The sequence below is a fragment of the Serratia sp. MMO-28 genome (assembly GCF_037199905.1).
Lineage (GTDB): Bacteria > Pseudomonadota > Gammaproteobacteria > Enterobacterales > Enterobacteriaceae > Chania > Chania oryzae.
In genome coordinates this window covers 79,705-104,774 of sequence record NZ_JBBCVB010000019.1, presented here as the reverse complement: position 1 = coordinate 104,774, position 25,070 = coordinate 79,705, and the positions used below count along the sequence as shown (strand labels likewise).

29 protein-coding genes are annotated in these 25,070 nt (G+C 56.5%); 18 read left to right on the top strand and 11 right to left on the bottom strand.

What is annotated here, in order from left to right; all coding sequences use genetic code 11:
- Window positions 1-2: 2 nt before the first annotated feature.
- The 8 genes from WG891_RS17320 (at window position 3) to WG891_RS17285 (ending at window position 5,647) form a co-directional block, all read left to right on the top strand.
- Window positions 3-362 (top strand): IacB protein, encoded by a 360-nt coding sequence (locus WG891_RS17320; protein ID WP_337263826.1) that lies wholly within the window; start codon window positions 3-5, stop codon window positions 360-362.
- An 11-nt stretch (window positions 363-373) separates the two neighbouring features.
- On the top strand, window positions 374-928 hold the full coding sequence (locus tag WG891_RS17315) for a nuclear transport factor 2 family protein (RefSeq protein WP_337263827.1): 555 nt from the start codon (window positions 374-376) through the stop codon (window positions 926-928).
- Window positions 915-2,237 carry an aromatic ring-hydroxylating oxygenase subunit alpha gene (locus tag WG891_RS17310; protein ID WP_337263828.1) on the top strand — a complete coding sequence of 441 codons (1,323 nt, stop codon included), beginning with the start codon at window positions 915-917 and terminating at the stop codon, window positions 2,235-2,237. Before WG891_RS17315 ends, WG891_RS17310 begins: the two co-directional genes overlap by 14 nt.
- Window positions 2,224-2,706 (top strand): aromatic-ring-hydroxylating dioxygenase subunit beta, encoded by a 483-nt coding sequence (locus WG891_RS17305; RefSeq protein ID WP_337263829.1) that lies wholly within the window; start codon window positions 2,224-2,226, stop codon window positions 2,704-2,706. The genes WG891_RS17310 and WG891_RS17305 overlap by 14 nt, the downstream gene beginning before the upstream one ends.
- A 9-nt stretch (window positions 2,707-2,715) precedes the next feature.
- Window positions 2,716-3,456, top strand: a complete 741-nt coding sequence (locus tag WG891_RS17300; RefSeq protein ID WP_337263830.1) for an SDR family NAD(P)-dependent oxidoreductase — start codon at window positions 2,716-2,718, stop codon at window positions 3,454-3,456.
- 16 nt (window positions 3,457-3,472) lie between these two features.
- Window positions 3,473-4,405, top strand: a complete 933-nt coding sequence (locus WG891_RS17295) for a PDR/VanB family oxidoreductase (protein WP_337263831.1) — start codon at window positions 3,473-3,475, stop codon at window positions 4,403-4,405.
- Window positions 4,406-4,414: 9 nt separating this feature from the next.
- The gene (locus tag WG891_RS17290; protein ID WP_337263832.1) at window positions 4,415-4,900 is read left to right on the top strand and encodes a flavin reductase; all 486 of its coding nucleotides are present in this window, start codon (window positions 4,415-4,417) and stop codon (window positions 4,898-4,900) included.
- Between the two features lie 153 nt (window positions 4,901-5,053).
- Window positions 5,054-5,647 (top strand): LysE family translocator, encoded by a 594-nt coding sequence (locus WG891_RS17285; protein WP_337263833.1) that lies wholly within the window; start codon window positions 5,054-5,056, stop codon window positions 5,645-5,647.
- Here WG891_RS17285 and WG891_RS17280 read toward each other — a convergent pair.
- Together WG891_RS17280 and WG891_RS17275 are read right to left on the bottom strand one after the other, a co-directional pair.
- Window positions 5,623-5,874 (bottom strand): helix-turn-helix transcriptional regulator, encoded by a 252-nt coding sequence (locus WG891_RS17280; RefSeq protein WP_337274587.1) that lies wholly within the window; start codon window positions 5,872-5,874, stop codon window positions 5,623-5,625. The two genes, WG891_RS17285 and WG891_RS17280, sit on opposite strands and share 25 nt — an antisense overlap.
- A gap of 11 nt (window positions 5,875-5,885) precedes the next feature.
- Window positions 5,886-6,434: an AraC family ligand binding domain-containing protein gene (locus WG891_RS17275; RefSeq protein WP_337263834.1), complete on the bottom strand. Its 549-nt coding sequence runs from the start codon at window positions 6,432-6,434 to the stop codon at window positions 5,886-5,888.
- Between the two features lie 136 nt (window positions 6,435-6,570).
- On the opposite strand from WG891_RS17275, the gene WG891_RS17270 reads away from it, so the two are divergent.
- Window positions 6,571-7,035 (top strand): methyltransferase family protein, encoded by a 465-nt coding sequence (locus WG891_RS17270; protein WP_197091807.1) that lies wholly within the window; start codon window positions 6,571-6,573, stop codon window positions 7,033-7,035.
- A gap of 27 nt (window positions 7,036-7,062) precedes the next feature.
- On the opposite strand, the gene WG891_RS17265 is transcribed toward WG891_RS17270, so the two are convergent.
- The 3 genes from WG891_RS17265 to WG891_RS17255 form a co-directional block, all read right to left on the bottom strand.
- The gene (locus WG891_RS17265) at window positions 7,063-7,908 is read right to left on the bottom strand and encodes a PA4780 family RIO1-like protein kinase (protein WP_076941049.1); all 846 of its coding nucleotides are present in this window, start codon (window positions 7,906-7,908) and stop codon (window positions 7,063-7,065) included.
- Between the two features lie 122 nt (window positions 7,909-8,030).
- Window positions 8,031-9,521: an alpha-amylase gene (amyA, locus tag WG891_RS17260; RefSeq protein WP_337263835.1), complete on the bottom strand. Its 1,491-nt coding sequence runs from the start codon at window positions 9,519-9,521 to the stop codon at window positions 8,031-8,033.
- Window positions 9,522-9,650: 129 nt separating this feature from the next.
- Window positions 9,651-10,235: a hypothetical protein gene (locus WG891_RS17255; protein ID WP_337263836.1), complete on the bottom strand. Its 585-nt coding sequence runs from the start codon at window positions 10,233-10,235 to the stop codon at window positions 9,651-9,653.
- 537 nt (window positions 10,236-10,772) lie between these two features.
- Here WG891_RS17255 and WG891_RS17250 point away from each other — a divergent pair.
- The 4 genes from WG891_RS17250 to WG891_RS17235 all read left to right on the top strand — a co-directional run bounded on the left by WG891_RS17250 (window position 10,773) and on the right by WG891_RS17235 (window position 14,809).
- A complete protein-coding gene (locus WG891_RS17250) occupies window positions 10,773-12,071 on the top strand; it encodes an SLC13 family permease (protein WP_337263837.1) in 1,299 nt (432 codons plus the stop codon).
- An 18-nt stretch (window positions 12,072-12,089) separates the two neighbouring features.
- Window positions 12,090-12,965, top strand: a complete 876-nt coding sequence (locus WG891_RS17245) for an oxygenase MpaB family protein (RefSeq protein WP_337263838.1) — start codon at window positions 12,090-12,092, stop codon at window positions 12,963-12,965.
- Between the two features lie 103 nt (window positions 12,966-13,068).
- A complete protein-coding gene (locus WG891_RS17240) occupies window positions 13,069-14,172 on the top strand; it encodes a suppressor of fused domain protein (protein WP_076941059.1) in 1,104 nt (367 codons plus the stop codon).
- 109 nt (window positions 14,173-14,281) lie between these two features.
- Window positions 14,282-14,809, top strand: a complete 528-nt coding sequence (locus tag WG891_RS17235) for a cysteine hydrolase family protein (protein ID WP_076941238.1) — start codon at window positions 14,282-14,284, stop codon at window positions 14,807-14,809.
- 88 nt (window positions 14,810-14,897) lie between these two features.
- On the opposite strand, the gene WG891_RS17230 is transcribed toward WG891_RS17235, so the two are convergent.
- Window positions 14,898-15,803 carry a GntR family transcriptional regulator gene (locus tag WG891_RS17230; RefSeq protein ID WP_337263839.1) on the bottom strand — a complete coding sequence of 302 codons (906 nt, stop codon included), beginning with the start codon at window positions 15,801-15,803 and terminating at the stop codon, window positions 14,898-14,900.
- Between the two features lie 191 nt (window positions 15,804-15,994).
- Between WG891_RS17230 and WG891_RS17225 the strand changes: the two genes are divergently transcribed.
- The 3 genes from WG891_RS17225 (at window position 15,995) to WG891_RS17215 (ending at window position 19,504) form a co-directional block, all read left to right on the top strand.
- Window positions 15,995-17,452: a tagaturonate reductase gene (locus tag WG891_RS17225; protein WP_337263840.1), complete on the top strand. Its 1,458-nt coding sequence runs from the start codon at window positions 15,995-15,997 to the stop codon at window positions 17,450-17,452.
- Window positions 17,453-17,697: 245 nt separating this feature from the next.
- On the top strand, window positions 17,698-18,162 hold the full coding sequence (locus WG891_RS17220; protein WP_076941065.1) for a DUF1456 family protein: 465 nt from the start codon (window positions 17,698-17,700) through the stop codon (window positions 18,160-18,162).
- Between the two features lie 403 nt (window positions 18,163-18,565).
- Complete coding sequence (locus tag WG891_RS17215) at window positions 18,566-19,504, top strand: cation diffusion facilitator family transporter (RefSeq protein ID WP_076941067.1); 939 nt, start codon at window positions 18,566-18,568, stop codon at window positions 19,502-19,504.
- Here WG891_RS17215 and WG891_RS17210 read toward each other — a convergent pair.
- Both WG891_RS17210 and WG891_RS17205 read right to left on the bottom strand, forming a co-directional pair.
- Entirely contained in the window at window positions 19,479-20,018 is a 540-nt protein-coding gene (locus tag WG891_RS17210; protein ID WP_337263841.1) for a GNAT family N-acetyltransferase, read from the bottom strand. The two genes, WG891_RS17215 and WG891_RS17210, sit on opposite strands and share 26 nt — an antisense overlap.
- Before the next feature lie 32 nt (window positions 20,019-20,050).
- Window positions 20,051-20,626: a DUF4865 family protein gene (locus WG891_RS17205; RefSeq protein WP_337263842.1), complete on the bottom strand. Its 576-nt coding sequence runs from the start codon at window positions 20,624-20,626 to the stop codon at window positions 20,051-20,053.
- Between the two features lie 105 nt (window positions 20,627-20,731).
- Here WG891_RS17205 and WG891_RS17200 point away from each other — a divergent pair, with 105 nt between their 5' ends.
- Window positions 20,732-21,601, top strand: coding sequence for a LysR substrate-binding domain-containing protein (locus tag WG891_RS17200; protein ID WP_337263843.1), 870 nt, complete (start codon window positions 20,732-20,734; stop codon window positions 21,599-21,601).
- 12 nt (window positions 21,602-21,613) lie between these two features.
- Here WG891_RS17200 and sseA read toward each other — a convergent pair whose 3' ends face one another.
- The gene (sseA, locus tag WG891_RS17195) at window positions 21,614-22,459 is read right to left on the bottom strand and encodes a 3-mercaptopyruvate sulfurtransferase (protein WP_337263844.1); all 846 of its coding nucleotides are present in this window, start codon (window positions 22,457-22,459) and stop codon (window positions 21,614-21,616) included.
- A gap of 116 nt (window positions 22,460-22,575) precedes the next feature.
- On the opposite strand from sseA, the gene WG891_RS17190 reads away from it, so the two are divergent.
- A complete protein-coding gene (locus WG891_RS17190) occupies window positions 22,576-22,995 on the top strand; it encodes an NUDIX hydrolase (RefSeq protein WP_337263913.1) in 420 nt (139 codons plus the stop codon).
- Here the strand turns inward: WG891_RS17190 and WG891_RS17185 are convergent.
- Both WG891_RS17185 and WG891_RS17180 read right to left on the bottom strand, forming a co-directional pair.
- Window positions 22,992-23,492 (bottom strand): DUF523 domain-containing protein, encoded by a 501-nt coding sequence (locus tag WG891_RS17185; RefSeq protein ID WP_076941073.1) that lies wholly within the window; start codon window positions 23,490-23,492, stop codon window positions 22,992-22,994. The genes WG891_RS17190 and WG891_RS17185 overlap by 4 nt on opposite strands.
- Window positions 23,493-23,555: 63 nt before the next feature.
- The gene (locus WG891_RS17180) at window positions 23,556-24,983 is read right to left on the bottom strand and encodes an aminotransferase-like domain-containing protein (RefSeq protein ID WP_337263845.1); all 1,428 of its coding nucleotides are present in this window, start codon (window positions 24,981-24,983) and stop codon (window positions 23,556-23,558) included.
- Window positions 24,984-25,070: the final 87 nt, after the last annotated feature.

Genomic DNA, 25,070 nt, shown 5'->3' with positions numbered 1-25,070 from the left:
CGATGAGCCAATCAAACACATTGCGGGTGCTGTTTTGCATCGGCGTAAACCAGAACTTTTTCGATGCCACTGGCCCGGAAGCGAAACAGGTATGGCAAGCCTTTGGCGTGATGATGAAGGGCATGGCGGAAGTGCCGGGGATCCGGGTGATCGGCAACATGGACGACGACCAGATTATGGTCGGGCCGTCGCCGGGCTGGCCGTGGACGACCTACGTGCTGGCGGATGCCGACACGCTCGACTGCGTCAGCGCGGTGTGCAACCTGTTCCGCACCACCCCGGTCGGTGAGGGAACCTATAAATTGTGGAAATACTGCAAGGTTGAAGCTCGCGTTGGCCGTGAGCTGATTATCCAACACTGACGGAGCTGGCAATGAACTTAGCGGATGCTCAGCGTTTACAGCAGTTGGAAGATCAACAGACGGTGCGGGTATGCATCAGTGACTACATGCGCCTGTGTGACGATCTCGACAGCCCGGCAAACGCGCAGGCCATTGGGGAACTCTTTACCGAGGACGCGTGCTGGAAAGGCATTGGCGAGCCTTACGCCAGCCTGCTGGGTGTGCACCAGGGGCGCGCGGCCATTGTCATGATGATGCAGCGCTATGTGCACCAGCCCGCGCACTTTGCCATGAATGCGCACTTCCTCTGTTCTGAAGCGATCGTTCATGAACAGCCAGGGCGGCTGCGTGGCCGTTGGCTGATGCTACAAACCTCGGCGTTCAGTGCGGGGGGCGCTCACCTGAGCGCGGCAGAGATTGTTGCCTGGTTTGTCCGCCAGGGAGATGCCATGCAGATGGCGCATTTCACTACCCGCCGTCTGTTTGGCCGGCCAGTGAGCCACTGGAGCAGTACGGCACCACTGCCGCTACCCGCTGAAACAGCGCTCTTAGAGAGCGTGCAGGAGAATAAGCATGAATTGCGATAACACCATCCCGGTGAAAAATCTCGAGGCAACTTCCCGCCCGGCGCTCAACAACGCAGAGATCGCGGCGTTGGTGAAGGCCGATCGGGTGCATACCTCGCTGTATACCTCGGCTGAACTGTTTGAGCTGGAACTGGACAGGATCTTCAGCAAAACCTGGGTGTGGGTGGCCCACGTCAGCGAAGTGCCGGAAAGCGGCAGCTTCAAAACCAGCGAAATAGGCACCCAGCCGGTGATTGTGGTGCGCGATCGCAAGGGCGAGATCCATACGTTGCTCAACCGCTGCCGCCACCGGGCTGCCACGGTATGCGAACACCGCAGCGGCAAAACCAATAGCTTTGTCTGCCCGTATCACGGTTGGGGTTATGCCTTGGACGGCAGCCTGCGCGGCGTGCCGCACCCTGAAAGTTATGCAGACCAGTTGGATAAAGGTGAACTGGGGCTGGTGCGGCTGCGCACCGAACAGTACGGCGGCATGGTTTTTGCCACCTTCAATGCGCATATCGAACCGCTGGATGACTATCTGGGGGCGGCCAAAAAGTGGATCGATCTGTTTATGAAGCAGGGGGCTGGTTACCCGGTTAAAACCGGCCCGGCGCACCGTTTCCGCTTCCCTGGCAACTGGAAAATCCAACTGGAGAATACCACCGATGGCTACCATTTCCCGGTGGTGCATCGCTCCTTCTTGAGCTCGGTGAATAGACAGACCGAAGAGATGCTGAACTTTGTCGGCGGCAGCGGCTATGTCGAAGATCTGGGCAATGGCCACAGCGTGATGGTGATGATCCCAGAGCTGGTCGATCTTGAGGCCAACCTCGACGCACCGATCCCCGAGCGCTTTGTCGAACTGGCGCAGGCGCTGCGCCAGGATCATGACGAACAGCAGGTACGGCGCATCGTCCGGGCGGTTGGCGGTTCCGGGTTCAACCTGAATATCTTCCCCAATATTGCCTGCTCAATGGCGTTTTTCCGGGTGTTGCAGCCGTTATCGGTCAATGAAACCGAGATCCACCATGCGGTGATCACCATGGACGGCGGGCCGGAGATTGCCAACCAGGCTCGCCTGCGGATGCACGAACATTTCCAGGGGCCGATGGGCTTTGGCACGCCGGATGACTCAGAGGCCTGGGAACGCGTGCAGCGCGGTGCCAGCGCCGGGGACGACCTGTGGATCATGCTCAATCGCGGGCTGGCCGGGGAAAAAGCGACAGCCGACGGTTTGCGCAGCGATGTCAGCGCAGAAACCGGTATGCGTGCTGCCTACCAGATGTGGAAAAAACTGATGACGGAGAACCCCGATGCCAACCTCTAACGCCGTGCTGTTTGACGCTATCGCGCTGATCAACCTGGAAGGCGATCTGCTCGACCAAGGTGATTTCGATGCCTGGCTGACGCTGTGGCAGCCGGAGGGGCTGTATGTGATCCCGATCGACCCGCAGGAAACCGATTTTAAAAACAGCCTGAACTACGCCTATGACGATCACCCGATGCGCGTCAAACGGGTGCAGCGCCTCTATAGCGGCGAGTCGATCTCCACCACGCCGCGCGCGCGCACGTTGCGAACGCTCTCGCGTTTTCGTCTGCTGGCAGCCGACGATCGGCAGATGGTGGTGCGCTGTGCCCAGTCGCTGTGGGAACACCGTAAAGGCAACAGCCGCCACTATGCCGCCGATATCACTTACCGGTTGGAGCGGCAGGGCCAGCAATGGTTGCTCCAGCAAAAGGTGATCCGCCTGATTAACAGCGACGACGCGCTGCACAGCATTGGCTACATCCTGTAAGGAGTGAGTATGACACAAACAGCATTAGTGACCGGTGCCGCCAGCGGCTTGGGCCAGATCATTGCCAGCCGGTTATTACAGCAGGGCTATCAACTGGTGCTGACCGATGTGGATGCCCAACGGGCACAGCAGGCGGCACGGCAACTGGATAACGGCGAAGAGCGCGTGTTGGCGCTGGGGCTGGATATCCGCCAGCGGCCAGATGTTGAACGCGTGCTGGCGGCAGCGGTAGCGCGTTTTGGCAGCCTGGAAGTGTTGGTCAACAACGCGGCGTTGACCTTGGCCACGCCGCTGATGGAGATCGAACCCGACGAGTTTGACCGGGTGATCGCTACCAACCTGCGCGGCACCTTTGTCAGCTGTCAGACGGTGGGGCGCTACTTCGCCACGCGTGGCTATGGCCGCATGATCAACCTGGCTTCGCTGGCAGGGCAGAATGGCGGCACGGCTTCTGGAGCACACTATGCCGCCTCTAAGGGCGGCATCCTGACCCTGACCAAAGTGTTTGCCCGTGAGCTGAGCAAATCCGGGGTTACCGTCAACGCCATTGCCCCGGGGCCGCTGGATTTACCCTCGGTGCATGCGTTGGTGCCAGAAGACAAGCTGGCGGGGCTGTTACAGCAGATCCCGGTCGGCAAGTTGGGCGATGCGGCGTTTGTGGCGCAGGCGGTGGTGCTGTTGGCGTCGCCGCAGGCGGCATCTGTCACCGGTGCTACCTGGGATATCAACGGTGGCCTGTTGATGCGCTGAGGCGTAAGGAGTCGATATGTTGCAATTACGCGTTGTTGCCCGGCAATTGCAGGGGGACGTGGCGCTGCTGACGCTGAAGCGGCCAGAGGGCGGCGAACTGCCCCCTTTTAGTGCCGGAGCGCACCTCGATCTGCATTTGGGCAACGATCTGGTGCGCCCCTATTCCCTGTGTGGCGACCCTGCCGATCGCGATCGCTATCAGTTGGGGATCCTGAAAGCACCGCAGTCGCAGGGCGGTTCGCTGGCGGCCCATGCGCTACAGCCGGGGGATGAGGTGTGGGTGGGGGAACCGCGCAACCTGTTTGCGCTGGATCCTACCGCCGGGCACAGCCTGCTGATCGGTGGCGGCGTTGGCATTACGCCGTTGCTGGCGATGGCGGCGGTGTTACAGGCGTCTGGCCGCTCTTTTAGCCTGCATTATTGTGCCCGCACTCGTCAGCAGGCGGCATTTGCCGAAGCCCTGGAAGCTTCGCCCTATGCCAACCGGGTGCAGATGTATTTCAGTGATGAGCAGCGCCTGATGTTGGCCCCGGTATTGGCGGAGGTGCCAGAGAATACCCATGTTTATGTCTGTGGCCCGGCCCGCTTGATGGCGGCGGTCAGCGAGCAGGCCAGCGCCTTGGGCTATCGCCGCGAACAGATCCATCAGGAGTGTTTTGGTGCCGAGGTGGTAACGCAGGGCACGGCTTTTGCGGTGACGATTGCCAGCAGCGGCCTGCGTGTGCAGGTTGAGCAGAATCAGAGCATTGTCGAAGCGCTGGCACTGGCCGGCCTGAAAATCGGCGTGTCCTGCAGACAGGGGGTTTGCGGCAGTTGCCTGACCGACGTGCTGGCCGGGGAACCGGATCACCGCGACAGTTATCTGACCGATGAAGAGAAGGCGGCTAACACGCTGATCTTACCCTGTTGCTCACGGGCGAAAGGCCCGCACCTGGTACTCGATTTATAGGGGGACATGATGATGCTGCAAACTGAATTTCGTAATGCCATGGCGCAACTGGGGAGCGCCGTCTCGGTCATCACCACCGATGGCCCGGCGGGAAAATATGGCTTCACGGCTTCGGCGGTCTGTAGCGTGACCGACCAGCCACCAACCTTGCTGGTGTGCATGAACCGTAACTCGTTTGCCAATCTGCATTTTAAACAGAACGGTAAGCTGTGCGTGAACGTACTGTCCAGCCACCACCGTGAGCTGTCGGGGGTGTTTGCCAATGCTGCCCTGCGTTCGGAGCAGCGGTTTATCCACGACAGTTGGCAAGTCTTGGCCACCGGTGCGCCAGTGCTGGGTTCGGCGGTAGCTAATTTTGACTGTGAGATTAATGAGTTCCATGAGGTCGGCAGCCACACGGTCTTTTATTGCCGGGTGCAGGCGGTGCGGGTCGGTGAATGTCCACGTGGATTGGTGTATTTCAACCGCCGCTATTATGACCTGGTGGAGGAGTAGCGTAGGAGCCGACCGTTTAAAATTCACTCGTTGTGGCCTGCCGCGCTGGGGAATCGCCGCCAGAAAATAATCGGCGGCAGGGCAATTTCGTTCAATACTCTCTCACCGCGAAGCGGCACGCTGGCACCTGTGGATTTTTTACAGGTGCTGAATATGACGCTTTATCTTTCTATGGCCGCCTTTGCTCTGGCGTCCTCCATTACCCCTGGCCCGGTGAACATTGTGGCGCTGAGCAGCGGGGCGCAGTTTGGTTTTAACGCCAGCCTGCGCCACGTGACCGGGGCGACGTTGGGCTTCACGTTGCTGCTGGTGTTGATCGGCCTCGGTTTGCATGAGCTATTGGCGCTGTGGCCGGGGCTGACGCAGGCGATCCTCTGGGCTGGCGTGGGTTTTCTGCTGTATATGGCCTATCAGCTTGCGGCTGACGACGGGCAATTGGGGCAGGGCGAACGGCAAAAAGAACCCTCATACTGGTATGGCGCTTGGTTGCAATGGCTGAACCCGAAGGCCTGGCTGGCTTCGATGGCCAGCATGGGCGCGTTTGTCGGAGACGGTGAGATGCAGTTGCTGTGGCAGTTTGCGGCGATCTACTTCGTCATCTGCTACGTTTCGGTAGCCTGCTGGGCCTATGCCGGTGCGATGCTCCGTGGCCTGTTGCAGAGTGTGCGCAATGTGCAGCGTTTCAACCGTTTCATGGCGCTGTTATTAGCAGCCAGCGCCTGCTATTTAGTGGTTGAAGGGGTCTGATATTGGCCGGGCGTTGCCGCCAGCAGCTGTTTAAAGGTGCGCTGAAAGTGTGCCTGATCGGCGAAGCCACTCTCGCTGGCGGCGGCGGCGATCGGGAAGCCGCGTTTCAGCAGCCGGTGGCCGTATTGAATGCGCTGGTTGACCAAATAGGCGTGCGGCGTCATGCCATAACGCTTCTTGAATGCGCGGATCAGGTAAGAAGGTGATAAGCCCGAGGCCTGACAGATCGCCTCCAGCGTCAGCGATTGCGTGCAATGGCGGCGGCCGTTGCCAACTTGGGGTTGATATCGATGGGCAGGGTGGGCGTTGTTCCCAGGCGTAACGGCAGTTCGCTGAAGTAATCCACGAGCGCGATCTGTTTTTCCAAATGGCTGCGCAACGGATCGAGCAACAGGGCATAGAGGCGGTTCAGGCCAGCGAATAAGATCGGGTCATGGCTGAGGCAGGCCGTAAATGGGGTAAAGCCCTGTTGATCGTGCGTAGGCTCCTGTTGTAAACGGGCTAGCCAACCGGTGTCGATATAAAACATGATATAGGCCCAGGGCCGATCGCCAATCGGGTTACAGCCATGCGCCTGCTGTGGGTTGATGATCACCACATCACCGGCTTTTACTTCCAGGCGCTGTTCGCCATGGATATAACTACTGGTGCCTGCAGTAATGGCCCCGATAGAGAAAAACTCGTGGCTATGCAGTGAATAACAGAGCTTGCGGCCATCGGCGATGGCGCGTGCTTCAACAAACGGCAGGCGTTTGTCGCGCCAGAACTGCGGAGAGTTATCGGCCATTCTGTGTCCCTTGGCTGCTGGAGATAGGTGCACTGTTATAGCGTAAAGTGCCGAGGCAAGGGAATGGCCGTGTTAATCTTTGAGGCGTATTCTGCAAGCCTCTTTGAAATTCACTGGATATAGGGAATGTGACAAAATGAAAAAATGGATTCACTGGCTGACCTTGCCGCCGGTGGTGCTGGTAGCCTGCGCTGCGGGCATGCTGGGCACGCGTTACCTCTCCGCTGAACGCTGGCAGGGGTATTTTCCTGTGCTGCTGGGGGCAGCCACGCTGCTGGTGCTTTCTTTGGCCATTACGCTCAGCGCCTGCCTGCATTTTTTCCGTGCCGGCACCACGCTTCATCCGCAAAACACGCAGCAGGTGAACGTGCTGCTGGTTGACGGTATCTTCCGCTTCAGCCGCAATCCGCTGTATCTAGGGCAGTTACTGCTGCTGGCCGCCTGGGCTCTACTGTTGGAGGGCATCGGCGTGTGGCCTTGGTGGCTACTGTTTTTTGCCTATCTGCAAAAAGTGCAGATCCCGCGTGAGGAACGGTTTCTCAGCGCCCGCTTCGGGGCTGATTATACGGCGTTCTGCCGCCGGGTTCGGCGCTGGCTGTAACCTTGCCTCTGGCCCCGGCGGAGTGAGTTACTCTTCGTTGCGCGCCAGCAACTGGCGTTGATGTTCATCGCTGGCTGCCTGAATTTCGTCCAAGACCGAGCCGACATCGGCGCGCTTGTTGCTTTCGGTAAACTGACCGGTCAGCACGCTTTCCGGTGTCAGGTTACCTTCCTGATACAGCGCCCAAATCTCTTTGGCGTATTTCGTGCCCAACAGTTCCGGCGCATATTGGCCGTAATACTGGGTCATGTTGTTGATATCGCGCTCGAACATGCTTTTGGCGTGGTTGTTGGCCGCCGCGTCGACCACCTGAGGCAGATCGATAATCACCGGCCCGTCTTTATCCATCAACACGTTGAATTCTGACAGATCGCCATGCACCAGGCCCGCACACAGCATGCGCACCGCATAGTTCATCATCAGCGCGTGATCGTTGAGCGCCTGTTCCGGCGTTAAGGTTACATCGCTCAGACGCGGAGCTACCAGGCCCTCGTCGTCGGTGATCAGCTCCATCAGCAGCACGCCGTCCAGACAGATATCCGGTTGCGGCACACGCACGCCTGCTTTAGCCAGCAGGTACAGGGCATCCACTTCGGTGTTCTGCCAGGCTTCCTCCTGCTGCTGACGGCCAAATTTTGAGCCTTTGCTCATGGCGCGCGCATCGCGGCTGTTGCGTACCTTGCGGCCTTCCTGGTAGTGAACGGCCTGCTTGAAGTTACGCTTTTCGGCTTCTTTATACACTTTGGCGCAGCGGATCTCTTCACCGCAACGCACGATAAACACGTCGGCTTCTTTGCCACTTTTCAAACGGCGGATGACGTCGTCGATTAAACCATCATCTACCAATGGCTGGAGTCGTTTTGGAATTTTCATGCAGCCTTGTACCCTATTTAGGCTCTGGTGTGAATGGTTTGCTTGCGTTGATACCGTAATTTAGACCAGAAAGGCAAAATTTAGTTTACCACCGGTATGCATACAGCCGCACCGGCGGTGACTTACAGCAATTCTGCCAGTACCCACACGCTGACGCTGCCACCGTTGACCGGAAAGGCGGCGCTGCCCTGTGCGTCGGTTATGATATCGTCCTGGCGGTTGCCTAGGAAGTCGCGCCAGGTTTTTTGCGCAAAATTTTTGCCCAAGGTAATGGTTTTGCTGCTTGCTTCCCCGTTAGTCAGTACCACCACGCAACCCGGGGCTTCGGCGGTGCCGCTGCGGCTGAAGGCGACGCAGTTTCTGTCGTCAAAATAGTCGGTTTGCACGCCGTTGGCGAAGCGCTGGCGCGCCTGTATCAGCTTCTCCAATTCAGCAATAACGGGGATCTTGATGTGATAATCGCCGCCGTCTTTACCCTTATCGCTATAGCTGGCCCCATATAAATCAGGGTAAAACACGCAGGGAACGCCCTGTTCACGCAGCAGGATCAGCGCATAAGCCAGCGGTTTGAACCAGGATTCGACCGGTGCTTCCAGCGCCTGCAACGGCTGAGTATCGTGATTGGCGACCATGGTCACCGCATGGGCCGGATCGGCGGCGATCAGCGTATCCGTGAAGATCTGCCTCATGTCGAATTGATCGCTTTGCTTCGAGGCCTGGTGGAATTTCAGGTGCAGCACCGCGTCGAACAGCATGACTTTACCCTCTATCAGCTGCAAATACTGTTGCAGTGCCGCCAGATCGTGCGACCAATATTCTGCCACGATCAGCAGATCGTGCTGTGCTACGCTGCGCACATGGTCGACCCACTCTTTAAAGAACCAGGCTGGGATATGTTTGGCGGCGTCCAGGCGGAAGCCGTCACAGGGCAGGGTTGCCATCAGCCAGCGCGCCCAGTATTTCAGTTCTTCGACGACAGCGGGGTTGCGCAGCTCGACGTTGGCGCCCATCAGGTAATCAAAATTGCCTTTCTCGTCATCAACCTGATCGTTCCAGCCGCTATCACCGTAGTCGTTGGCGATCTTGAAGATGCCTGTCTCTTGCGGTTCTTCGATGTAATCGATGCCGCTGAAGCACTTGTAATCCCAGATAAATTGGGAATGGCTCCCTCCTCGCCCAGGGAAGGTGAAGCGGGTATAGGCCAGAGCATCAATGCCTTGATCGGCGATAGCGTTGCGGTTATCGGCATCCGCCTTATAAACATGCACCCGCTCTTTTTCATCGGCGCCGATTTTGTGGTTGAACACAACGTCGTGAATCACCCGTATGCCGTGGTCACGCAGTTGGGCGGTGGCCTGCAACAGCGCTTCTTTATCACCGTATTTGGTAGCGCGGGTGCCTTTCTGATCAAATTCACCCAAGTCGAACAGATCGTAGCTGTCGTAGCCCACCGAGTAACCACCGGCAGCGCCTTTATAAGCCGGTGGCAACCAGAGATCCGTGATCCCCAACTCGGCCAGTGCGGGTGCCCGCTCGGCGGCCTCTGGCCACAATTTGCCATCGCCAGGGTAATACCAATGGAAGAATTGCAGCAGCGTAGTTTTTTTCGTCATGAGCCAGCATCCCAGTTAGCCGGAAAATAAAGTAAGCACAGCCTAGCATGGGCTACTTTGGGCAAAAGGGAAACAAGCAGGTGGTGACCGCAGCGCTGCCAAGTCGGCGAGTTAGCCTGCTTAATCACGTTATTGCGGAGAAAAACATTTCTTCACGAGGTAATTCAGAATGTTAATCTCATTTTCAAGCATGCTATTCGGGATGCTTTTTAAAAGTTTCTCTTTTTCATCGATCTTTATAAAGAATAGAGCGGTATCTGAAAAGAAAGCTGGCTTGCTTAAATAAATTGAAACTCCGTCGTTGTACAGTTCCAGGTAGTTACTGCCGGAAATGGACTGTTTCTTGGTGACCATGGTGTATTTTTTATCTAGGCTTGGGGCGATAATACCAAAGTAATCGCTTTTAAACTGCAGTTGTAACGCGATTAAATTCTTATTTTGGTCAAACAAGACAAAAACATCTTCGAGACCTTCAAACACAATGTCTCTTCGCACATCTTTGTGGCTGTTAGGTTTTTCCTGATAGATGTTACCTTTCAGCTCGTTATTAAAACCGACTTTGACGGCGTTGGGGTGCGTTGCCTTAAATGAGTCCTCCGTTGTTTGGCCAAACTTCACCGTCAATGTGCCCGTGCTGGCAGCATTTAAGTGGCCACAAACAAAGCAGCTGAAGCAGAGGAGTAAAAAGGAACTTAACGTCAACCTAGCATTCATAATTAAACCCTATGGTTATGATAAGATGTATCTATTATTTATGTCATCACCGTCACTAAACCTTCTCGGTATTGGGTAGCGATGTGCTCAGAATATTAGGTGCCATTAGTCTTTTGATTGAACTTTGCTATTTCTTCGCACTGTTGATTACTATTTTTGCACCAAAGTTACGTTCTTTCACCTGAATGGGAATTTTCCAACGTTCGCTACGTTGTCATTAAAAGTAGAGCGTTGTCAAGATAGGATTTGTGCAGTGTTTTTATCTGGTAAAAGAAACCTTTTCTGATAACGCAGAGGGCTTAATCGATATACCCTTCATACTTCAAGTTGCTTGTAGGCTTTACGCATTCACCGCCTACAAGCAACTCGAATTATCTTGGGCCTATTTCCCGGTGTGTGGCCTCTTTACAAACCACTTTGCGCTGCATCAATGCAGCGTGTTGAATTGTGAGCGATTTCACCAAACCGCCTTCACCCTTGTGTGAAGATACAACCTCTTGATAACAAAAGAACAACACCAAACAGGGAGTAACAGGCATGATGTGGCACCCGATGGGGATTTCTGCGTTAATCACCCTGGTGGTGATCGCGCTGTGGGCGACGTCTCGCCTGCCGGAATATCTGGTGGCCCTGCTGTTTTTTGCCGCTGTGATGCTATTGCAACTGGCACCGGCCGCCGTGGTGTTTTCCGGCTTTGCCTCGTCGGCATTTTGGCTGGTATTGAGCGGGTTTATTTTGGGGACGGCTATTCGCACCACCGGGTTGGCCGATCGGCTTGCCAACCGTATTCTGCCTTATCTGGCCAGTTCCTGGGGGCGCCTGGTGGGGGGCGTGGTGGCGATCAGCTACGCACTGGCGTTTGTCATGCCATCGAATATGGGGCGCATTACCCTGCTGATGCCGATCGTCATGGCGCTGGCGGAACGCGCCGGGCTGGCCGAAGGTTCGCGTGGCCGTTTTGGTTTGGCGCTGGCGGTGGGGTTTGGCACTTTCCAGCTGTCTGCCAGTATTCTCCCTGCTAACGTGCCCAATCTGGTGATGAGCGGGGCGGCGGAAAGCGCATTCGGTATTCACTTCACCTATCTTGCCTACCTGGTGCTGCACGCGCCAATTCTTGGCATTGCCAAGGGGCTGTTGCTCACGCTGTGTATCTGCGGGTTATTCCGTGCCACCCCGCAGAAAATCGAGAAAATGCCGGCACAGGCGGCGCTCAGCGCGGCGGAATGGCGCCTGATTCTGTTGCTGTTGGCTACGGTGCTGCTGTGGCTCACCGATCGCTGGCATGGCATTGCCCCAGCCTGGGTGGGCCTGGCTGCCGCCTGTATATGTTTGCTACCGCGTATCGGTTTTCTTACCGGGGAGCAATTTGCCGCCGGGGTCAACGTTCGTACCTGTATTTATGTGGCGGGTATTCTTGGCCTGACGGCGCTGGTGAGCCATTCCGGGCTGGGAGGCTGGTTGGGTGATGCGCTGTTGCATGTGATGCCGCAACAGGCGGATCGGCCATTTGTCGCTTTTACCTCACTGATTGGCATCACCACGCTGTTGAACTTTGTCGTTACGGCTAATGGCGTACCTGCCTTGTTCACCCCGTTGGCACCGGTGTTGGCGGATGGCAGTGGCCTGCCGTTGATGACGGTGCTGATGACGCAGGTGATCGGCTACTCCACGCCGCTGCTGCCGTATCAGGCATCGCCGATCGTGGTGGCGATGGGCATGGGTAAAGTCCCGCCGCGCGAAGGGCTGAAACTGTGCCTGCTGTTGGCCGTGCTGACCTTTGGGCTGCTGGTGCCGCTGGATTACCTGTGGTTCCGCGTATTGGGCTGGGTGAGCTGAACAGAGAAGGGAGACGGGATGGACGTGCTGCGTACAGCAATCGAAAAACAGGTGCTTAGCCTGACCGGGCTGGCGCTGGGTGGGATCGACTTTGAGAACCCGCCCGGCGATCCGGGGCTGTTTGGCCCACGGTCGATGATCTGGCAGGTTCACGGCGATTTCACCTCGATGCTGTGCGGTGGCGTCAGCGCGTTGTTGCTACAGATGCTGCATCCGCTGGCGCTCGCCGGGGTTTGGGATCACTCCAATTTCCGTGAGGACATGCTGGGCCGCCTGCGCCGGACCAGTCAGTTTATTTCTGTCACTACCTTCGGCCCCACGGCGGAGGCCGAACGGCTGATCGCGAAAGTCAAAGCCATCCACCTGCAGGTGACGGGAATGAGTAGCCAGGGGGAGCCTTATGCTGCCAGCGATCCGGCTTTGCTGACCTGGGTGCATGTGGCTGAAAGCAGCCGTTTTCTGGCCTCACACCTGCGTTACCGCAACCCTGATCTTTCTCCTGCTCAGCAGGATAGCTATTACCGCGAAGCGGCCCGCGTTGCCGAAGCCCTGGGAGCAAGAGATGTGCCCACCTCATGTGCAGCAGTGGCCGATTATCTGCAATGGATGCGCCCACAGCTGCTGTGCGATGAACGTACCCAGGAGGTGGCGCGTATTCTGTTGGCAGCCCCGGCCCCCAGCGCCTTGGCGCGGCCGTTTGGTGCCTTGGTGATGCAAGCGGGTATCGATCTTCTGCCTGACTGGGCGCAGCAGCAGTTGGGGTTTAATCCTGGCCTTATTCGGCGGCGGCTGGTGCGGGTTGGCGTAAGCGGCGTCGGGCGGGTGTTACGCGCCGCGGTGCGCAATGGTGCCAGCCAGCGGGCGATGCGGCGGATGGCAAAAACTGCCGCTTAACGCGAACTGCAGGTTCTGGGAATCCCAGCAGAATCTGTGCCATAGCGCTATACTTGGGTATAGTGCGCAGCATTATTCTGCACCCTAACCTGACCGAGGTGATATGAACGAGTCAACCCTACTTGCTGAAGTGAGTAATGAGAACCAGACGCTGGTCGCAGTGGTTCAGCAAGACAGTCGTGCCGCCTATTTTTATATCTACCCTACGGAAGAACAGAGTGAGCGTTTTCAGGTTCGGGCCTGCTGGCTGCGTAATCTGGGCACTGCACCGCAGCAGGAGGATCGCGAAGCCATCGAGGCCGGGCAGCCACCGATGCTGGCCGCGGAGTATTGCCGTAATCTGGCGGGGGAAGCACCGCTTGAGGCCGAAGGGCTGACGGTGATCTGGACAGAAAGCGATGACGGTGCCGCGCTGTGGTACCACGGCCAATTGCTGGCGGTGATCCCCGGTTGGAGTCTGTATATCGATCACTCAGTGTGCTATTCCGCCAGTTGTATCAAAGAGAGCGCGCTGGTTTACCCGTTGGGTTGCGCTTCAACCAACACCCAGTATGCGTTGGCGGAAAAGACCCGGCAGTTCTGGCGCAGTTGGCAGCGCGAGGAGGGCAATCCGTGGCCAGCCATGCAAAGCGCATATCAGGCCCTTTATGCACAGCATTTCGGCCCTGTGGTGCAGTATTACGCCATCGATCAGGGCCGATGGCCGCCGATGGCAATCACCCAGCATGAGCGCGACGGTATTTACTATTTTCTGACCATCGGGGTCAGCATCCGGCCAATGCCGTGGGTGGAGATTCTGTTTAATGATGATGCTTCGCTGCATCGCCGCATGGAAATGGCGATTGCCATCGACGGGCAATTTGTGAATGAAGAGAACGCGATTCAAATGGCCAGCGCGTTGGCCGGTTTTGCACACGTGCCCTGGGCGAATATCACCTGGTTCGGTGAAGGGCACACGCTGGCGTCTGAAGTGGCGCCGCAGGGCTATGAAGGCTATGTGCTTTCTTCCTCGTTTTACCCTGGCCCTCAGCGCTTGGTGTTACCGCCGCAGTATGGTGACCCGGTGAACATTTTCTGGGCCAGCCCGGTGTTTGCAGCGGAACGTGCGCGAGCGCAGGCCACGCCGAACGGTGGGCATGAGTTGGTGAACAGGCTGCGTGAGCAGGGGATTGATCATATTTTCCGCCCGCGCCAGCAGGTGGTATAAACACCTGCCACCCGATAAGCCACCCGCATTGCTGCCGGTGGCTTTTTCCTTTCTGGCCGATCGTGTTCTGGCGTATTATTAGGCGGGCATTCAATTAACGGAGAGGGTCATGAAGGCAGCGCTGTTGATTATCGATGTACAGAAAGGATTGTTTGTGCCGCCACCGGCGGAAGCCGATGCGGTCATTGCGCGCATTAATCAGCTGAGTGAACGTGCCCGGCAGGCCGGAGCGCCGGTGATTTTTATACAGCACCAGACCGCGCACAGCGAACTGCCTCACGGCAGCGATGCCTGGCAGATTCACCCCGATTTGCAGGTGAAAGCCAGCGATCACCGAATAGAAAAAACCACGCCGGATTCATTCTTGCGCACCCATCTGGGCAAACTGCTGATTGCCAACGGCGTTACGCAACTGGTGATTTGCGGTTATTCCACCGAGTTTTGCGTAGATACCACCACCCGCCGCGCCGCAGGGCTAGGGTATCCGGTGGTGCTGGCGGCGGATGCGCACACCAGCCACGACAAGCCACACGCCAGCGGGTTGCAGATCCGTGCTCATCACAACGCCACGTTGTCGAATATTGAAAGTTTTGGCATTCCGATTCGCGCGATCCCGGCAGAGGAAATCCGTTTCTGATACCCGTTCCCTCACCACGAGACAATGGCGTACGGCTATTGCTCCCGGTTTGCTGTGGTGTTTTTTATTGATAAAAAACCGCCAGGGTTCAGGTGATATGCTGCTGAATAGAACGAATCATCGACTGCTTTGCCGTATCGAGATGGCGGTGTAATTCGCGGGCGGCATCCTGATCGTTACGGCAGATCAGCGCGCTCAAAATGGCCATATGCTCTTCAATCGCAATGATATTTCTTTGTTTGAGATCGGACTCATCCCACTGGTAGTGAAAGTGGAAGATCATTGAAATGATCTCCAGCGACTGATTAAAGAAAAGATTATTGGCGGCCGACAGAATTAACCCATGAAAATCGCGATCCAACAGGGAAAACAGGCGATAGTTGTCGCTGATGCTGTCGCGCAGCTGGCGGTGGCGGTTCAGCAGCTCTTTGGCCTGCAGCCAGCGTTCGTCATGTGCGGGCAGGTTGATAAAGCGTGACAGGGCGTGGGTTTCCAGCATCTGGCGCAGTTCAAACAGCTGCTCGGCATAGCTTCGATCCAGCCTTTTCATGCACCATTGGCCGCGCCGCACGTGATCAATCAGGTTGTAGCGGCTAAAACGCAGCAAAAACTCCCTGACCACCACCGGGCTGACGTTAACGGTGCGCGCCAGCTGCAGTTCGGTAAAGGAATCGCCCGCCCGTAACTGCTTCTGATTAATCATCTGGAAAAAGGCTCTTTCAAACACCTTGGCCTGATCGTCCAGCGAAGAGTTCACGCATTCAAAACCGTCTGTGGCCTGCGGCATGCGCAGGATCACATAGTTATCGTTAACCTTTTCCAGCACCCCCTGCCGGTAGAAATGCGCCAACGTGTGGCGCACCGTGGTACGGCTGATATTGTACATTTCTGCCAGCGCAGCCTGAGAAGGCAAGGGCGAACGGATATGGCCCTGGACGATGCCGTCAATCATCTGATTCACCACATTCTGCCTCAGATTTTGTGTTCTGCTCATGCTGTTCTCGGTGGGATGACTTTTTACGCATTTAAAACCTATTTAAACCGGTTTATTTTGTGCTGAATCACAAATATTTGTTATAAGCCGATCCTTTATGTGGTTTTTCATTGATAACAGCAGCCAGCCGATCCGCTGTGGGGCAGCAATACCACGCGGACGAGATTATTCACTGGTTGCAAGGAGCCACAATGAAACAATTGAATCGCAAAGAATTTCCTGGCGCACACTATCCCGATCGCATTATTCAGTTTGGCGAAGGCAACTTTCTGCGCGCCTTTATCGACTGGCAGATTGATCTGTTGAATGAACATACCGGGCTGAATGCCGGTGTGGTGGTAGTGCGCCCGATCGACAGCGATCAGCCCCCTTCGCTGAATACTCAGGACGGCCTGTATACCACCATCATTCGCGGCTTGAACGAGCAGGGCGAGGCGGTTTGCGAGCCACGGCTGATCCGCTCCATCAACCGAGAAGTGAACGTTTATCAGGACTATGCTGGCTACCTGGCGCTGGCGCGCGATCCGGCGATGCGTTTTGTGTTCTCTAATACCACGGAAGCGGGTATCACTTATCTGCCGCAAGACCGCTTTGCGGATGCGCCTGCGGCCAGCTTCCCGGCCAAACTGACCCGTTTACTGTATGAGCGCTTCAGCCACTTCAACGGTGCCGCTGATAAAGGCTGGGTGCTGCTGCCGTGCGAGCTGATCGACTATAACGGCGAAACGCTGAAGGAATATGTGCTGCGCTATGCGCAACAGTGGGAGCTGCCAGCGGCGTTCAGCACTTGGCTGAACGAGTGCAATACCTTCTGCTCCACCCTGGTGGACCGCATCGTCACCGGTTACCCGCGCGGTGAAGAGGAGCAGTGGCAGCAACAGTTGGGCTATCAGGATCGCTTCCTCGACACGGCGGAGCATTTCTATCTGTTCGTCATCCAGGGCCCGCAGTGGCTGGCGCAAGAGCTGCACTTGGATCAGCTTGATTTGAACGTGCATATCGTTGACGACATCAAGCCTTATAAAGAACGCAAAGTGGCGATCCTCAACGGCGCACACACTGCGCTGGTGCCGGTGGCGTTTCTCGCCGGGCTGAATACCGTGGGTGAGGCGATGAGTGATAAGCAGGTAGGTGACTTTGCGGCACGTACCATTGCCGAAGAGATCATGCCGGTGCTCGATCTGCCGCAGGAAGAGCTGCTGCCGTTTGCCGAAGCGGTGCAGAACCGTTTCCGTAACCCGTTTATTCAGCACCAACTGTTATCGATTGCCTTAAACGGGATGACCAAGTTCCGCACGCGTATCCTGCCGCAATTGCTGGCTGGCCAGCAGAAAAACGGCGTGCTGCCAACGCGGCTGACCTTTGCGCTGGCGGCGTTGATCGCGTTTTATCGTGGGGAGCGGCAACTGGGCAACTATCTGTTACAGGATGACGCCCATTGGCTGGAGCGTTACGCCACGCTGTGGGCGGGGGTGAAGCACCGTGATATCCCGCTCACTACGCTGGTAGAAAGCGTGTTGGCCGATGACAACCACTGGGGGCAAAACCTCAATGCGGTGCCGGGCCTCACTGCCGCCGTGACGGCCAATCTGCGGGTGATTCTGGAAGACGGCATGCGTACCGCGCTGTACGGCCTCGATAAACGCTGATCGACGCTGCTGAAATGGGAAATGGCGTTTATCACGCCATTTCCCGCGCAAGGATATTGGGCAATGGGGAACGGCTGAGTAAAGATAGCCACGCTAATTGGCCAGCAAAGCTTCTCAGAGGCAATAAACCCGGTAAGCTGCCGGTGGAAATCCGATTGAGAAACCCCCGCCGGATCCCTATACTGCCGCACATGCAAGGTGTCGCATCTGTATACCTCCCCGATTGATAAGCTAAAGGCAATTCCATGATCAATAATGATGTGCTGCGCAGCGTGCGCTACATGCTGAGTATTAACGACGCGAAGATGGTTGAGATCGTCAAACTGGACGGTTTTGACGTCGACGTTGCAGCCATGGGGGCCTACATCATCAAAGAAGGTGAGCCGGGTTTTGCGCCATGCCCCGATGAAGTGATGGCCCATTTCCTCAATGGCCTGGTCTTCTTCAAACGCGGTAAGGACGATAAGTTCCCGGCGCCCGCCATAGAGTTGCCGATCACCAATAATCTGGTGCTGAAAAAGCTGCGTGTGGCGTTTGAGCTGAAAGATGTCGATCTGCACCAGATTTTCACCTCGGTGGAATTCCGTATTTCGAAGCCGGAATTGAGCGCGTTATTCCGCAAAGAGGGCACCAAAAACTATCGCCCGTGCGGCGATCAGATGCTGCGTTACTTCCTGAAAGGCCTGGCCCAGCGCATGCGTGGTGGCTGATTCAGCCCTGCAGCGACACCAGGCACCCTCACTGAGGTAATGCCGGTTAGTTAAGCGCAAAGCAGCATAATCATGCAGCAATGGCTCCAAGGTGTCGCCCTCACCCCAAGGGAATTGGTTAGCCTTAACTGACCAGCATTACCCGCATTGAGGGCGTTTTTTTACCTGTCCGAAGTTCCCGCTGTTGCCAAATGCTATACAAACCATACTTCTGGGTGTAGGCCGCCGGGCTTGCGCATTCCGACGTTGGGGCGCCTTTTGCGCGCCCTGGGTTTGTCTACCATACTGTGTACGATACCCGTCAAATTCTGCGCTGGATTAGCCGGGTGTTTGAGTTACCTATATGAGTGGGCAATAAGTACGACAACGCCTGACAATCAGCTTGCGGAAATAAGATAATAATATGACGACTGCGCCCGTGGATCTTCAGCAAAAGCTGCACAGCACTGAAATCGAACAGAAAATACTTAAACGTTCAATTTACTGCACGCTATTTATTGCCAGCGCAGGGATTGTGTTTGGGATTATTTGCGGCTCCATGTCGATTGTTTTTGATGGCATGTTTTCGGCGCTGGATGCCGGGATGTGTTCATTATCGCTGCTGGTATCGCGCCTGCTGGGGCAGCCTTACAGCCGCCGTTTTCAGTATGGATTCTGGCATGTTGAACCGCTGGTGCTGGCGTTTAACGGCAGCTTGCTGACCCTGTTGTGCGTGTACGCCTTCATCAACGCCATTAAAGGGATTGCTGATGGTGGGCGCGAGCTGGAACTGGGTTGGGCAATGGTGTATGCGGTTACCGTCAGTATTTTCTGTTTCGCGCTCTATTTTAAACAGCGTCAGTTGAATAAAAAGGTGCAGTCTGAACTGATTGCGTTGGATACCAAAAGCTGGCTGATGTCGGCGTGCATCAGCTCCGCACTGTTAGTGGCCTTTATCCTCACCTGGCTGATGGAAGGCACCCGCTACGAATACCTGAACGTTTACACCGATCCCTTTGCGTTGGCGGTGCTGACCCTGGTATTGATCCCGATCCCGATACAAACGGTCAGAGCGGCGTTCCGCGAGGTGTTGCAGATGACCCCCGACAGCCTCGATTGCAAGATTGAAGCCATCATGGCGCAACTGACGTTGGAATATGGCTTTCTGGATTACTCCAACTACGCTACGCGCATGGGGCGCGGGCTGTTTATTGAGATCCAGATTGTGATCCCCGAAAGCATGGAACACAGCGGGATATACAAGTTTGATCAAATCCGCGACAAAATTGCCGAGGCCATTGGTGAAGACGGCCCGCACCGCTGGCTGACCATCTCTTTTACCCAAGATCCGAAGTGGCTGTGAGTGGTAGCGTTTTCGCCATATACCAGAGTTCCACCGATTGGCTGGCGGTGGTAAAACGATTCTCGCCAACGATCGCCATCCCTTGCCGCTGATAAAAGCGTTGAGCGGAAACGTTGGTTTTCAGCACATCCAGCCAGAGTATTTTTTGCTGACTTTGAATGGCCTGCCGTTGTACTTCGGCATATAAACGCTCGCCATAGCCGCGCCCGGCAAATCCCGGCAGGAAATAGATTTTCTGTAGTTCCGCGCCGCGGGTGGCTGTGGCCGCCAGCGGGCTGTCGAGGTTCAATCTGGCGAAGCCAATGGGCGTTTCATTTTCATAGGCCAACAGCCAGCAAACCTGCTTGTCCTGCAAGGTCTTGGTCAGTGCAGCAACAGAAAAATCCTTGGCCAGAAAATCCTCCATTTCGTTGCTGTTTTGCCAAAGAGCACCAAAATGGGCGACATAGCTGGCGATACCGACTTTCTGCACGATGCTTAAATCCGCGAGTTGCGCCTGACGGAAGGTGAACATAACAGTATCCATACCAAGGGAGAGAGGAGCAATTATACCTTCAGGTTCACCTCATGGAACAGCGCGGTAGTATCCAATGGTGCAGAGATATGCCCTACTACATAGCACTGTGTTTGCGTATTGCGCTGCTGTGGCAACTGGTGCCACAGATGAAAATGGACTTGCTGCCAGTTGGCCGGATCGAACGCCACAATGCTGGCTAAAGCCAATGGATTAGCCTCTTGCTGCGCGCGTAACAGGGTGAGATCGCTATAAGCAGCAATTGGCTGGCATTCCAGTGTGGCGTAACGGGCCTTCGCGAGATTTTCTGACGCCATCTTTACCACCCAAGGTAGCCAATGGTTGACCTGTGGCCAGCCAAATGCCTGGCTGACCCCCCGGAACCCGTTACCGGTCAGGAAATCACTCATCCCACCGCTGCTGTTCCACAGATAAAACGGCGAATAGCGATTATCGTTACCGTGCTCGCCTTTCAGCGCGTAAAGGTAGGCTTTTATGATTAACTGCGGATGGTTATCCATCAAATGACCAAAGTCAGCGATGCGCTGGCGGATAATACCCATATCGTAGTCGGCGGGCAGGGGAAAAGTGTATTGCATAGCGATCATGGCGGTGCTCCTGAAAACAATTGACCGCCACAGAGTGGCACGGCATCTTTATCGATAAAATCGGTATTATTAAGATAAACAGTTCGAAAAATCAGGATGGTTGGCATGAGGCGAGTGACTTTCGATCTCGACGATCTACGCAGTTATGTGGCCGGTATTGAACTGGGCAGCTTTGCCAAAGCGGCGCAGCGCCTGGGGCGCTCGACTTCTGCGGTAAGTGCGCATTTGAAAAAGCTGGAACAGCAGGTGGGTGTGCCGATCCTGCGTAAATCCGGGCGCGGCATGGTGATGACCGAAGCGGGCGAAACTCTGCTGAGCTACGCTCGTCGCTTGCTGGAGTTGAATGACGAAGCGGTGGCAGCGGTGCGCGGGCTGGATTTGCAGGGCAGGGTGCGCTTGGGTCTGCAAGAGGATTTTGGTGAGACCTTTTTGCCGCAGGTGCTGGGCAGTTTTGCCCGCGCGCACCCGAAGGTGCGTATTGAAGCGCGCATTGCCCGCAATGCGGAACTGATCGACTGGGTGCAGAAAGGGCAACTGGATCTGTCGCTGGCCTGGGACGGCGGGATCAGCACACCGTTTCAGCAGGGTCTGGGGCAGCGCCTGATGCAGTGGATCGCCGCTCCGAGCTTTGATTTAGCACAGTGGCGAACCAGCGGTGAAGCGTTGCCATTAGTGGTGTTCGACGCACCTTGCATGATGCGCAGTGCAGCGACCAATGCGTTGGATCGCGCCGGTATCCCGTGGCGTATTGCCTTTACCAGCCGCAGCCTGAACGGTATCTGGGCGGCGGTTAGTGCCGGCTTGGGCGTAACGGTGCGTACCGATGCCGGGTTGCCGCCGGGGTTGGTCCAGTTGACTCCCGAAACATTGCCCGCGTTGCAACCGATCGGCGTGAGGTTACACCGGGCAGAGGAACAGCCGGATGATGCCATCCGGCAATTGGCGCAGATCATTATTGAGCGCTTACGCGAGTAAGTTAAGCATCACCTAGTCTTGGGCGATGGGCTGGTTGCCGCTCAGCAAACCCCATTCGCTCCAGGCACCGTCATACAGCTTCACCTGCTGGGCATCAAGCGACAGCAAGCCCAAGGCCAGCACGGCGGCGGTCACGCCAGAACCGCAGCTGACGATGGTCGGTGCGTTGATATCCACGCCTTTATCAAGGAAGGTTTTTTTCAGCGCCGCCAGTGATTTGAAACGGCCACCTTCCAGCAGATCGCCATACGGAATGTTGATGCTGCCGGGGATGTGCCCACGGTGCAAGCCAGGGCGGGGCTCTGGCGCTTGGGCATGAAAACGCGGTGCCGCACGGGCGTCGAGGATCTGCACCTTATCGTGCATGGCCTGTGCAACCTGCTGCATATTGACCACCGCATCGGCGTTAAAGTGGGCATTGAAGATTGCAGGCTTTGGCTGAGCTGCGCCGGTTTCCAATTTGTTGCCACGGGCAACCCAGCCGTTTAAGCCTTGGTCCAATACGTAGACGTTTTGCGCGCCAAAGTTGCGGAATGTCCACCAGCCGCGCGGTGCGGAGAACTGGTTGCCTTCATCATAAAAAACCAGGGTATGTTGTTCACTGATGCCGAGCTTACCGACTACGGCGCTGAATTCCTCCGCCGTTGGCAACATATGGGGCAGCGAGGTATTTTTATCCGCCACATCGTCAATATCGAAGTACACCGCACCGGGTAGATGGCCGCGCGCAAATTCGGCCAGCATATCTTTTTTGGGCACCAGGCCGACCGGGGACATACGGACGTCGACCAGCACCAGATTTTCATCGTTGATATGTTGTTCCAGCCACTGCGCAGTCACCAAAAATGGAGAATTCATCGTTGTTATCCGCCTGTTAGCAAATCGGGGGTTTTACTATACACCAGCGCCAAGGCGACAGGTGCAAGTTGAAGAGGATATGATGTTTATGGATAGAAATCTGAGAGTAAATGCCGATGATTGAGCACGACTTTGGCGGCGCAAAAATCGCGCTGCTGTACGGCGATGTGGTGCTGGTTTACCTGCGTGATGCAAAGCCCGGTATTCCGTGGCCCGGCTGTTGGGATCTGCCCGGCGGCGGGCGCGAAGGGGGCGAAACGCCGCTGGAGTGCGTACAGCGAGAAACCCTGGAAGAGTTTGGCATTCCGCTTTCGGCGCGCCAGATTCTGTGGCAGCAGCGTTACGCCGGGATCCAGCCCGGCTATCCGCCCACCTGGTTTATGATCGGTGAGATCACGCCAGAGCAGATCGCCGCAATCCGTTTCGGTGACGAGGGGCAGCGCTGGCAAATGATGCCGGTGAACGAGTTTGTACAGCACCCGCAAGGGATCGCCCACCTGCGCCAGCGGCTGGCGGACTATCTGGCACCGCGCTAGGTGCGCTCAGCGGCCTCAACGCGGGCAATCAACGTTTCAATCTGATGCTCGGAAAACACCTCAATGCCGTTCTGGCGCAATAATTCTGCGGTGACCCCGCTGCCGGGCTGTGTCTGGCCGCCGAATGAGCCGTCATAAATCGTCTGGCTACCGCAGGAAGGGCTGCGATCGCTGAGCAGGGCGAAGCGGCAATCGTGCAGGCGCGCGGTATTCAGCGCCAGATGCGCTCCCAGCAGATAGGGTTCGGTCACATCGTTACCGTCAGCGTCGATCACTCTGGCCTTACCGGCAATCACCTCGGCCCCGTTGGCTGCGGCAGCAATTTCAGCCGGTGGGCGCGGCGTAGAAAACCCTGCTGCCAGCTCGGGGCAGCAGATCACCCATCGCCCCTCCTGCTGCCAGCGTTCCAGTGTGGAGTGAACCAGCGTTTTATTGGATGCGTTATAACGCACCTTGAAGCCTGCCAGGCAGGCACTGACTAAGATCTTGGGTGGCATGCTGATATCCCGCTAAGAGCCTGATGATGATTGTTCATTCTGGCGCGCTGAAGCCCATCTGTTTTACGGGCCGGATTGGCTTTGCATGATCTGGGTGATACTGAGGCCAACCTGTTTCACCGCACGTTCAACGTCGGCGGTCAGTTTTTGCGCGTAGTTGATGCGCAGGCAGTTACGGTATTTGCCTGCGGCGGAAAAAATGCTGTCGACGGCAATTTGTACGCCCTGATTTTCCAGGTAGCGGTTGAGGCGCAGGGTATCAAACTCCTCATGCAGTTCGATCCACAGCATAAACCCGCCTCGTGGCTGGCTGACGCGCGTACCCGCAGGGAAGTATTGGGTGATCCAGCAGGTCATCAGATCGCGGTTTTGCTGATAGCGGATGCGCATGCGGCGCAGGTGCTGTATGTAGTGGCCGTGGCGGATAAATTCGGCAATGGCAAACTGCGGCTGAGTGGCCGTTGCGCCGGTGCCGATATATTTCATGTGCAGCACGCGCTCAAGATAGCGGCCAGGGGCGATCCAACCAATGCGCAGGCCGGGAGCCAGCGTTTTGGAAAACGAACTGCACAGCAGCACCCGCCCGTCATCGTCGAAAGACTTGATGGTGCGCGGCCGAGGGTAGCTGTAGGCAATATCGCCATAAACATCATCTTCGATAATGGCCACATCGTAACGCTGTGCCAGCATCAGCAGGCGCTTTTTGCGCGCATCCGGCATGATATAGCCCAGCGGATTGTTGCAGTTCGGGGTCAGCAGGATCACCTTCACCGGCCACTGTTCCAGGGCCATCTCCAAGGCTTCCAGATTGATACCGGTCAGGGGATCGGTCGGGATCTCCAGCGCCTTCATGCCCAAGCCTTTCAGCGTCTGCATCGTGCCGTGATAGCAGGGGGAATCGACCGCCACGATATCCCCAGCCTGACAGATAGCGCGCAGCCCGGCGGAAAGGGCCTCTTGGCAACCGGTGGTGATCACCAGTTGCTCGGCATCAAGCTGACAGCCGGAATCCAGCAGCAGACGGGCGATCTGCTCGCGCAGGCTGGCCACGCCTTGAATGTTGTCGTAATACAGGCTGCGCAAGTCGCCGTGGCGGGCGTTACTGCTCAGTGCCTTGAGCAGTGGCTTGAGCGTGGCTTCGCTGACATCTGGCATCCCGCGCCCCAGTTGCACCAGATCGTTGCGTGGTTTGCTGCGGATCAGCTCCAGCACCAGTTCCCATTGCGAGATTTCCACCGGGCGCTGCACCGGGCGGCTGACCGCCGGCAGCTCGGCGACCCGATGTGGCCTGCGCACGAAGTAGCCGGACTTGGCCCGTGGTTCAACCAACTGATGTTCTTCGAGCTGGCGGTAGGCCTGCTGTACGGTGCTGATACTGACGCCGTGTTCCAGGCTGAGGGTGCGTACCGAAGGCAAACGCTCGCCCGCAGCATACAGCCCTTGTTCAATGCGTTGTCTGAGAATGGCGGCCAGGGCGGCGTAGCGTGTCATACAGATACCCCAAATGATGCTGTCTGAAAAAAAACCGGTACAGATAGCTCCAAACTAGACCATTCAGCGGCCTGAAAACAGCCTGTG

What these genes read in the sequence shown, in the direction of transcription:
- sseA (WP_337263844.1), bottom strand. Translation starts at nt 22,459, where the DNA reads ATGAATTCTCCATTTTTGGTGACTGCGCAGTGGCTGGAACAACATATC.
- WG891_RS17255 (WP_337263836.1), bottom strand. Translation starts at nt 10,235, where the DNA reads ATGAATGCTAGGTTGACGTTAAGTTCCTTTTTACTCCTCTGCTTCAGC.
- WG891_RS17210 (WP_337263841.1), bottom strand. Translation starts at nt 20,018, where the DNA reads ATGTTCACCTTCCGTCAGGCGCAACTCGCGGATTTAAGCATCGTGCAG.
- WG891_RS17230 (WP_337263839.1), bottom strand. Translation starts at nt 15,803, where the DNA reads ATGAGCAGAACACAAAATCTGAGGCAGAATGTGGTGAATCAGATGATT.
- WG891_RS17215 (WP_076941067.1), top strand. Translation starts at nt 18,566, where the DNA reads ATGACGACTGCGCCCGTGGATCTTCAGCAAAAGCTGCACAGCACTGAA.
- WG891_RS17205 (WP_337263842.1), bottom strand. Translation starts at nt 20,626, where the DNA reads ATGATCGCTATGCAATACACTTTTCCCCTGCCCGCCGACTACGATATG.
- WG891_RS17320 (WP_337263826.1), top strand. Translation starts at nt 3, where the DNA reads ATGAGCCAATCAAACACATTGCGGGTGCTGTTTTGCATCGGCGTAAAC.
- WG891_RS17235 (WP_076941238.1), top strand. Translation starts at nt 14,282, where the DNA reads ATGAAGGCAGCGCTGTTGATTATCGATGTACAGAAAGGATTGTTTGTG.
- WG891_RS17275 (WP_337263834.1), bottom strand. Translation starts at nt 6,434, where the DNA reads ATGGCCGATAACTCTCCGCAGTTCTGGCGCGACAAACGCCTGCCGTTT.
- WG891_RS17305 (WP_337263829.1), top strand. Translation starts at nt 2,224, where the DNA reads ATGCCAACCTCTAACGCCGTGCTGTTTGACGCTATCGCGCTGATCAAC.
- WG891_RS17190 (WP_337263913.1), top strand. Translation starts at nt 22,576, where the DNA reads ATGATTGAGCACGACTTTGGCGGCGCAAAAATCGCGCTGCTGTACGGC.
- amyA (WP_337263835.1), bottom strand. Translation starts at nt 9,521, where the DNA reads ATGACGAAAAAAACTACGCTGCTGCAATTCTTCCATTGGTATTACCCT.
- WG891_RS17300 (WP_337263830.1), top strand. Translation starts at nt 2,716, where the DNA reads ATGACACAAACAGCATTAGTGACCGGTGCCGCCAGCGGCTTGGGCCAG.
- WG891_RS17250 (WP_337263837.1), top strand. Translation starts at nt 10,773, where the DNA reads ATGATGTGGCACCCGATGGGGATTTCTGCGTTAATCACCCTGGTGGTG.
- WG891_RS17295 (WP_337263831.1), top strand. Translation starts at nt 3,473, where the DNA reads ATGTTGCAATTACGCGTTGTTGCCCGGCAATTGCAGGGGGACGTGGCG.
- WG891_RS17220 (WP_076941065.1), top strand. Translation starts at nt 17,698, where the DNA reads ATGATCAATAATGATGTGCTGCGCAGCGTGCGCTACATGCTGAGTATT.
- WG891_RS17310 (WP_337263828.1), top strand. Translation starts at nt 915, where the DNA reads ATGAATTGCGATAACACCATCCCGGTGAAAAATCTCGAGGCAACTTCC.
- WG891_RS17225 (WP_337263840.1), top strand. Translation starts at nt 15,995, where the DNA reads ATGAAACAATTGAATCGCAAAGAATTTCCTGGCGCACACTATCCCGAT.
- WG891_RS17265 (WP_076941049.1), bottom strand. Translation starts at nt 7,908, where the DNA reads ATGAAAATTCCAAAACGACTCCAGCCATTGGTAGATGATGGTTTAATC.
- WG891_RS17270 (WP_197091807.1), top strand. Translation starts at nt 6,571, where the DNA reads ATGAAAAAATGGATTCACTGGCTGACCTTGCCGCCGGTGGTGCTGGTA.
- WG891_RS17285 (WP_337263833.1), top strand. Translation starts at nt 5,054, where the DNA reads ATGACGCTTTATCTTTCTATGGCCGCCTTTGCTCTGGCGTCCTCCATT.
- WG891_RS17245 (WP_337263838.1), top strand. Translation starts at nt 12,090, where the DNA reads ATGGACGTGCTGCGTACAGCAATCGAAAAACAGGTGCTTAGCCTGACC.
- WG891_RS17200 (WP_337263843.1), top strand. Translation starts at nt 20,732, where the DNA reads ATGAGGCGAGTGACTTTCGATCTCGACGATCTACGCAGTTATGTGGCC.
- WG891_RS17290 (WP_337263832.1), top strand. Translation starts at nt 4,415, where the DNA reads ATGATGCTGCAAACTGAATTTCGTAATGCCATGGCGCAACTGGGGAGC.
- WG891_RS17315 (WP_337263827.1), top strand. Translation starts at nt 374, where the DNA reads ATGAACTTAGCGGATGCTCAGCGTTTACAGCAGTTGGAAGATCAACAG.
- WG891_RS17240 (WP_076941059.1), top strand. Translation starts at nt 13,069, where the DNA reads ATGAACGAGTCAACCCTACTTGCTGAAGTGAGTAATGAGAACCAGACG.
- WG891_RS17180 (WP_337263845.1), bottom strand. Translation starts at nt 24,983, where the DNA reads ATGACACGCTACGCCGCCCTGGCCGCCATTCTCAGACAACGCATTGAA.
- WG891_RS17185 (WP_076941073.1), bottom strand. Translation starts at nt 23,492, where the DNA reads ATGCCACCCAAGATCTTAGTCAGTGCCTGCCTGGCAGGCTTCAAGGTG.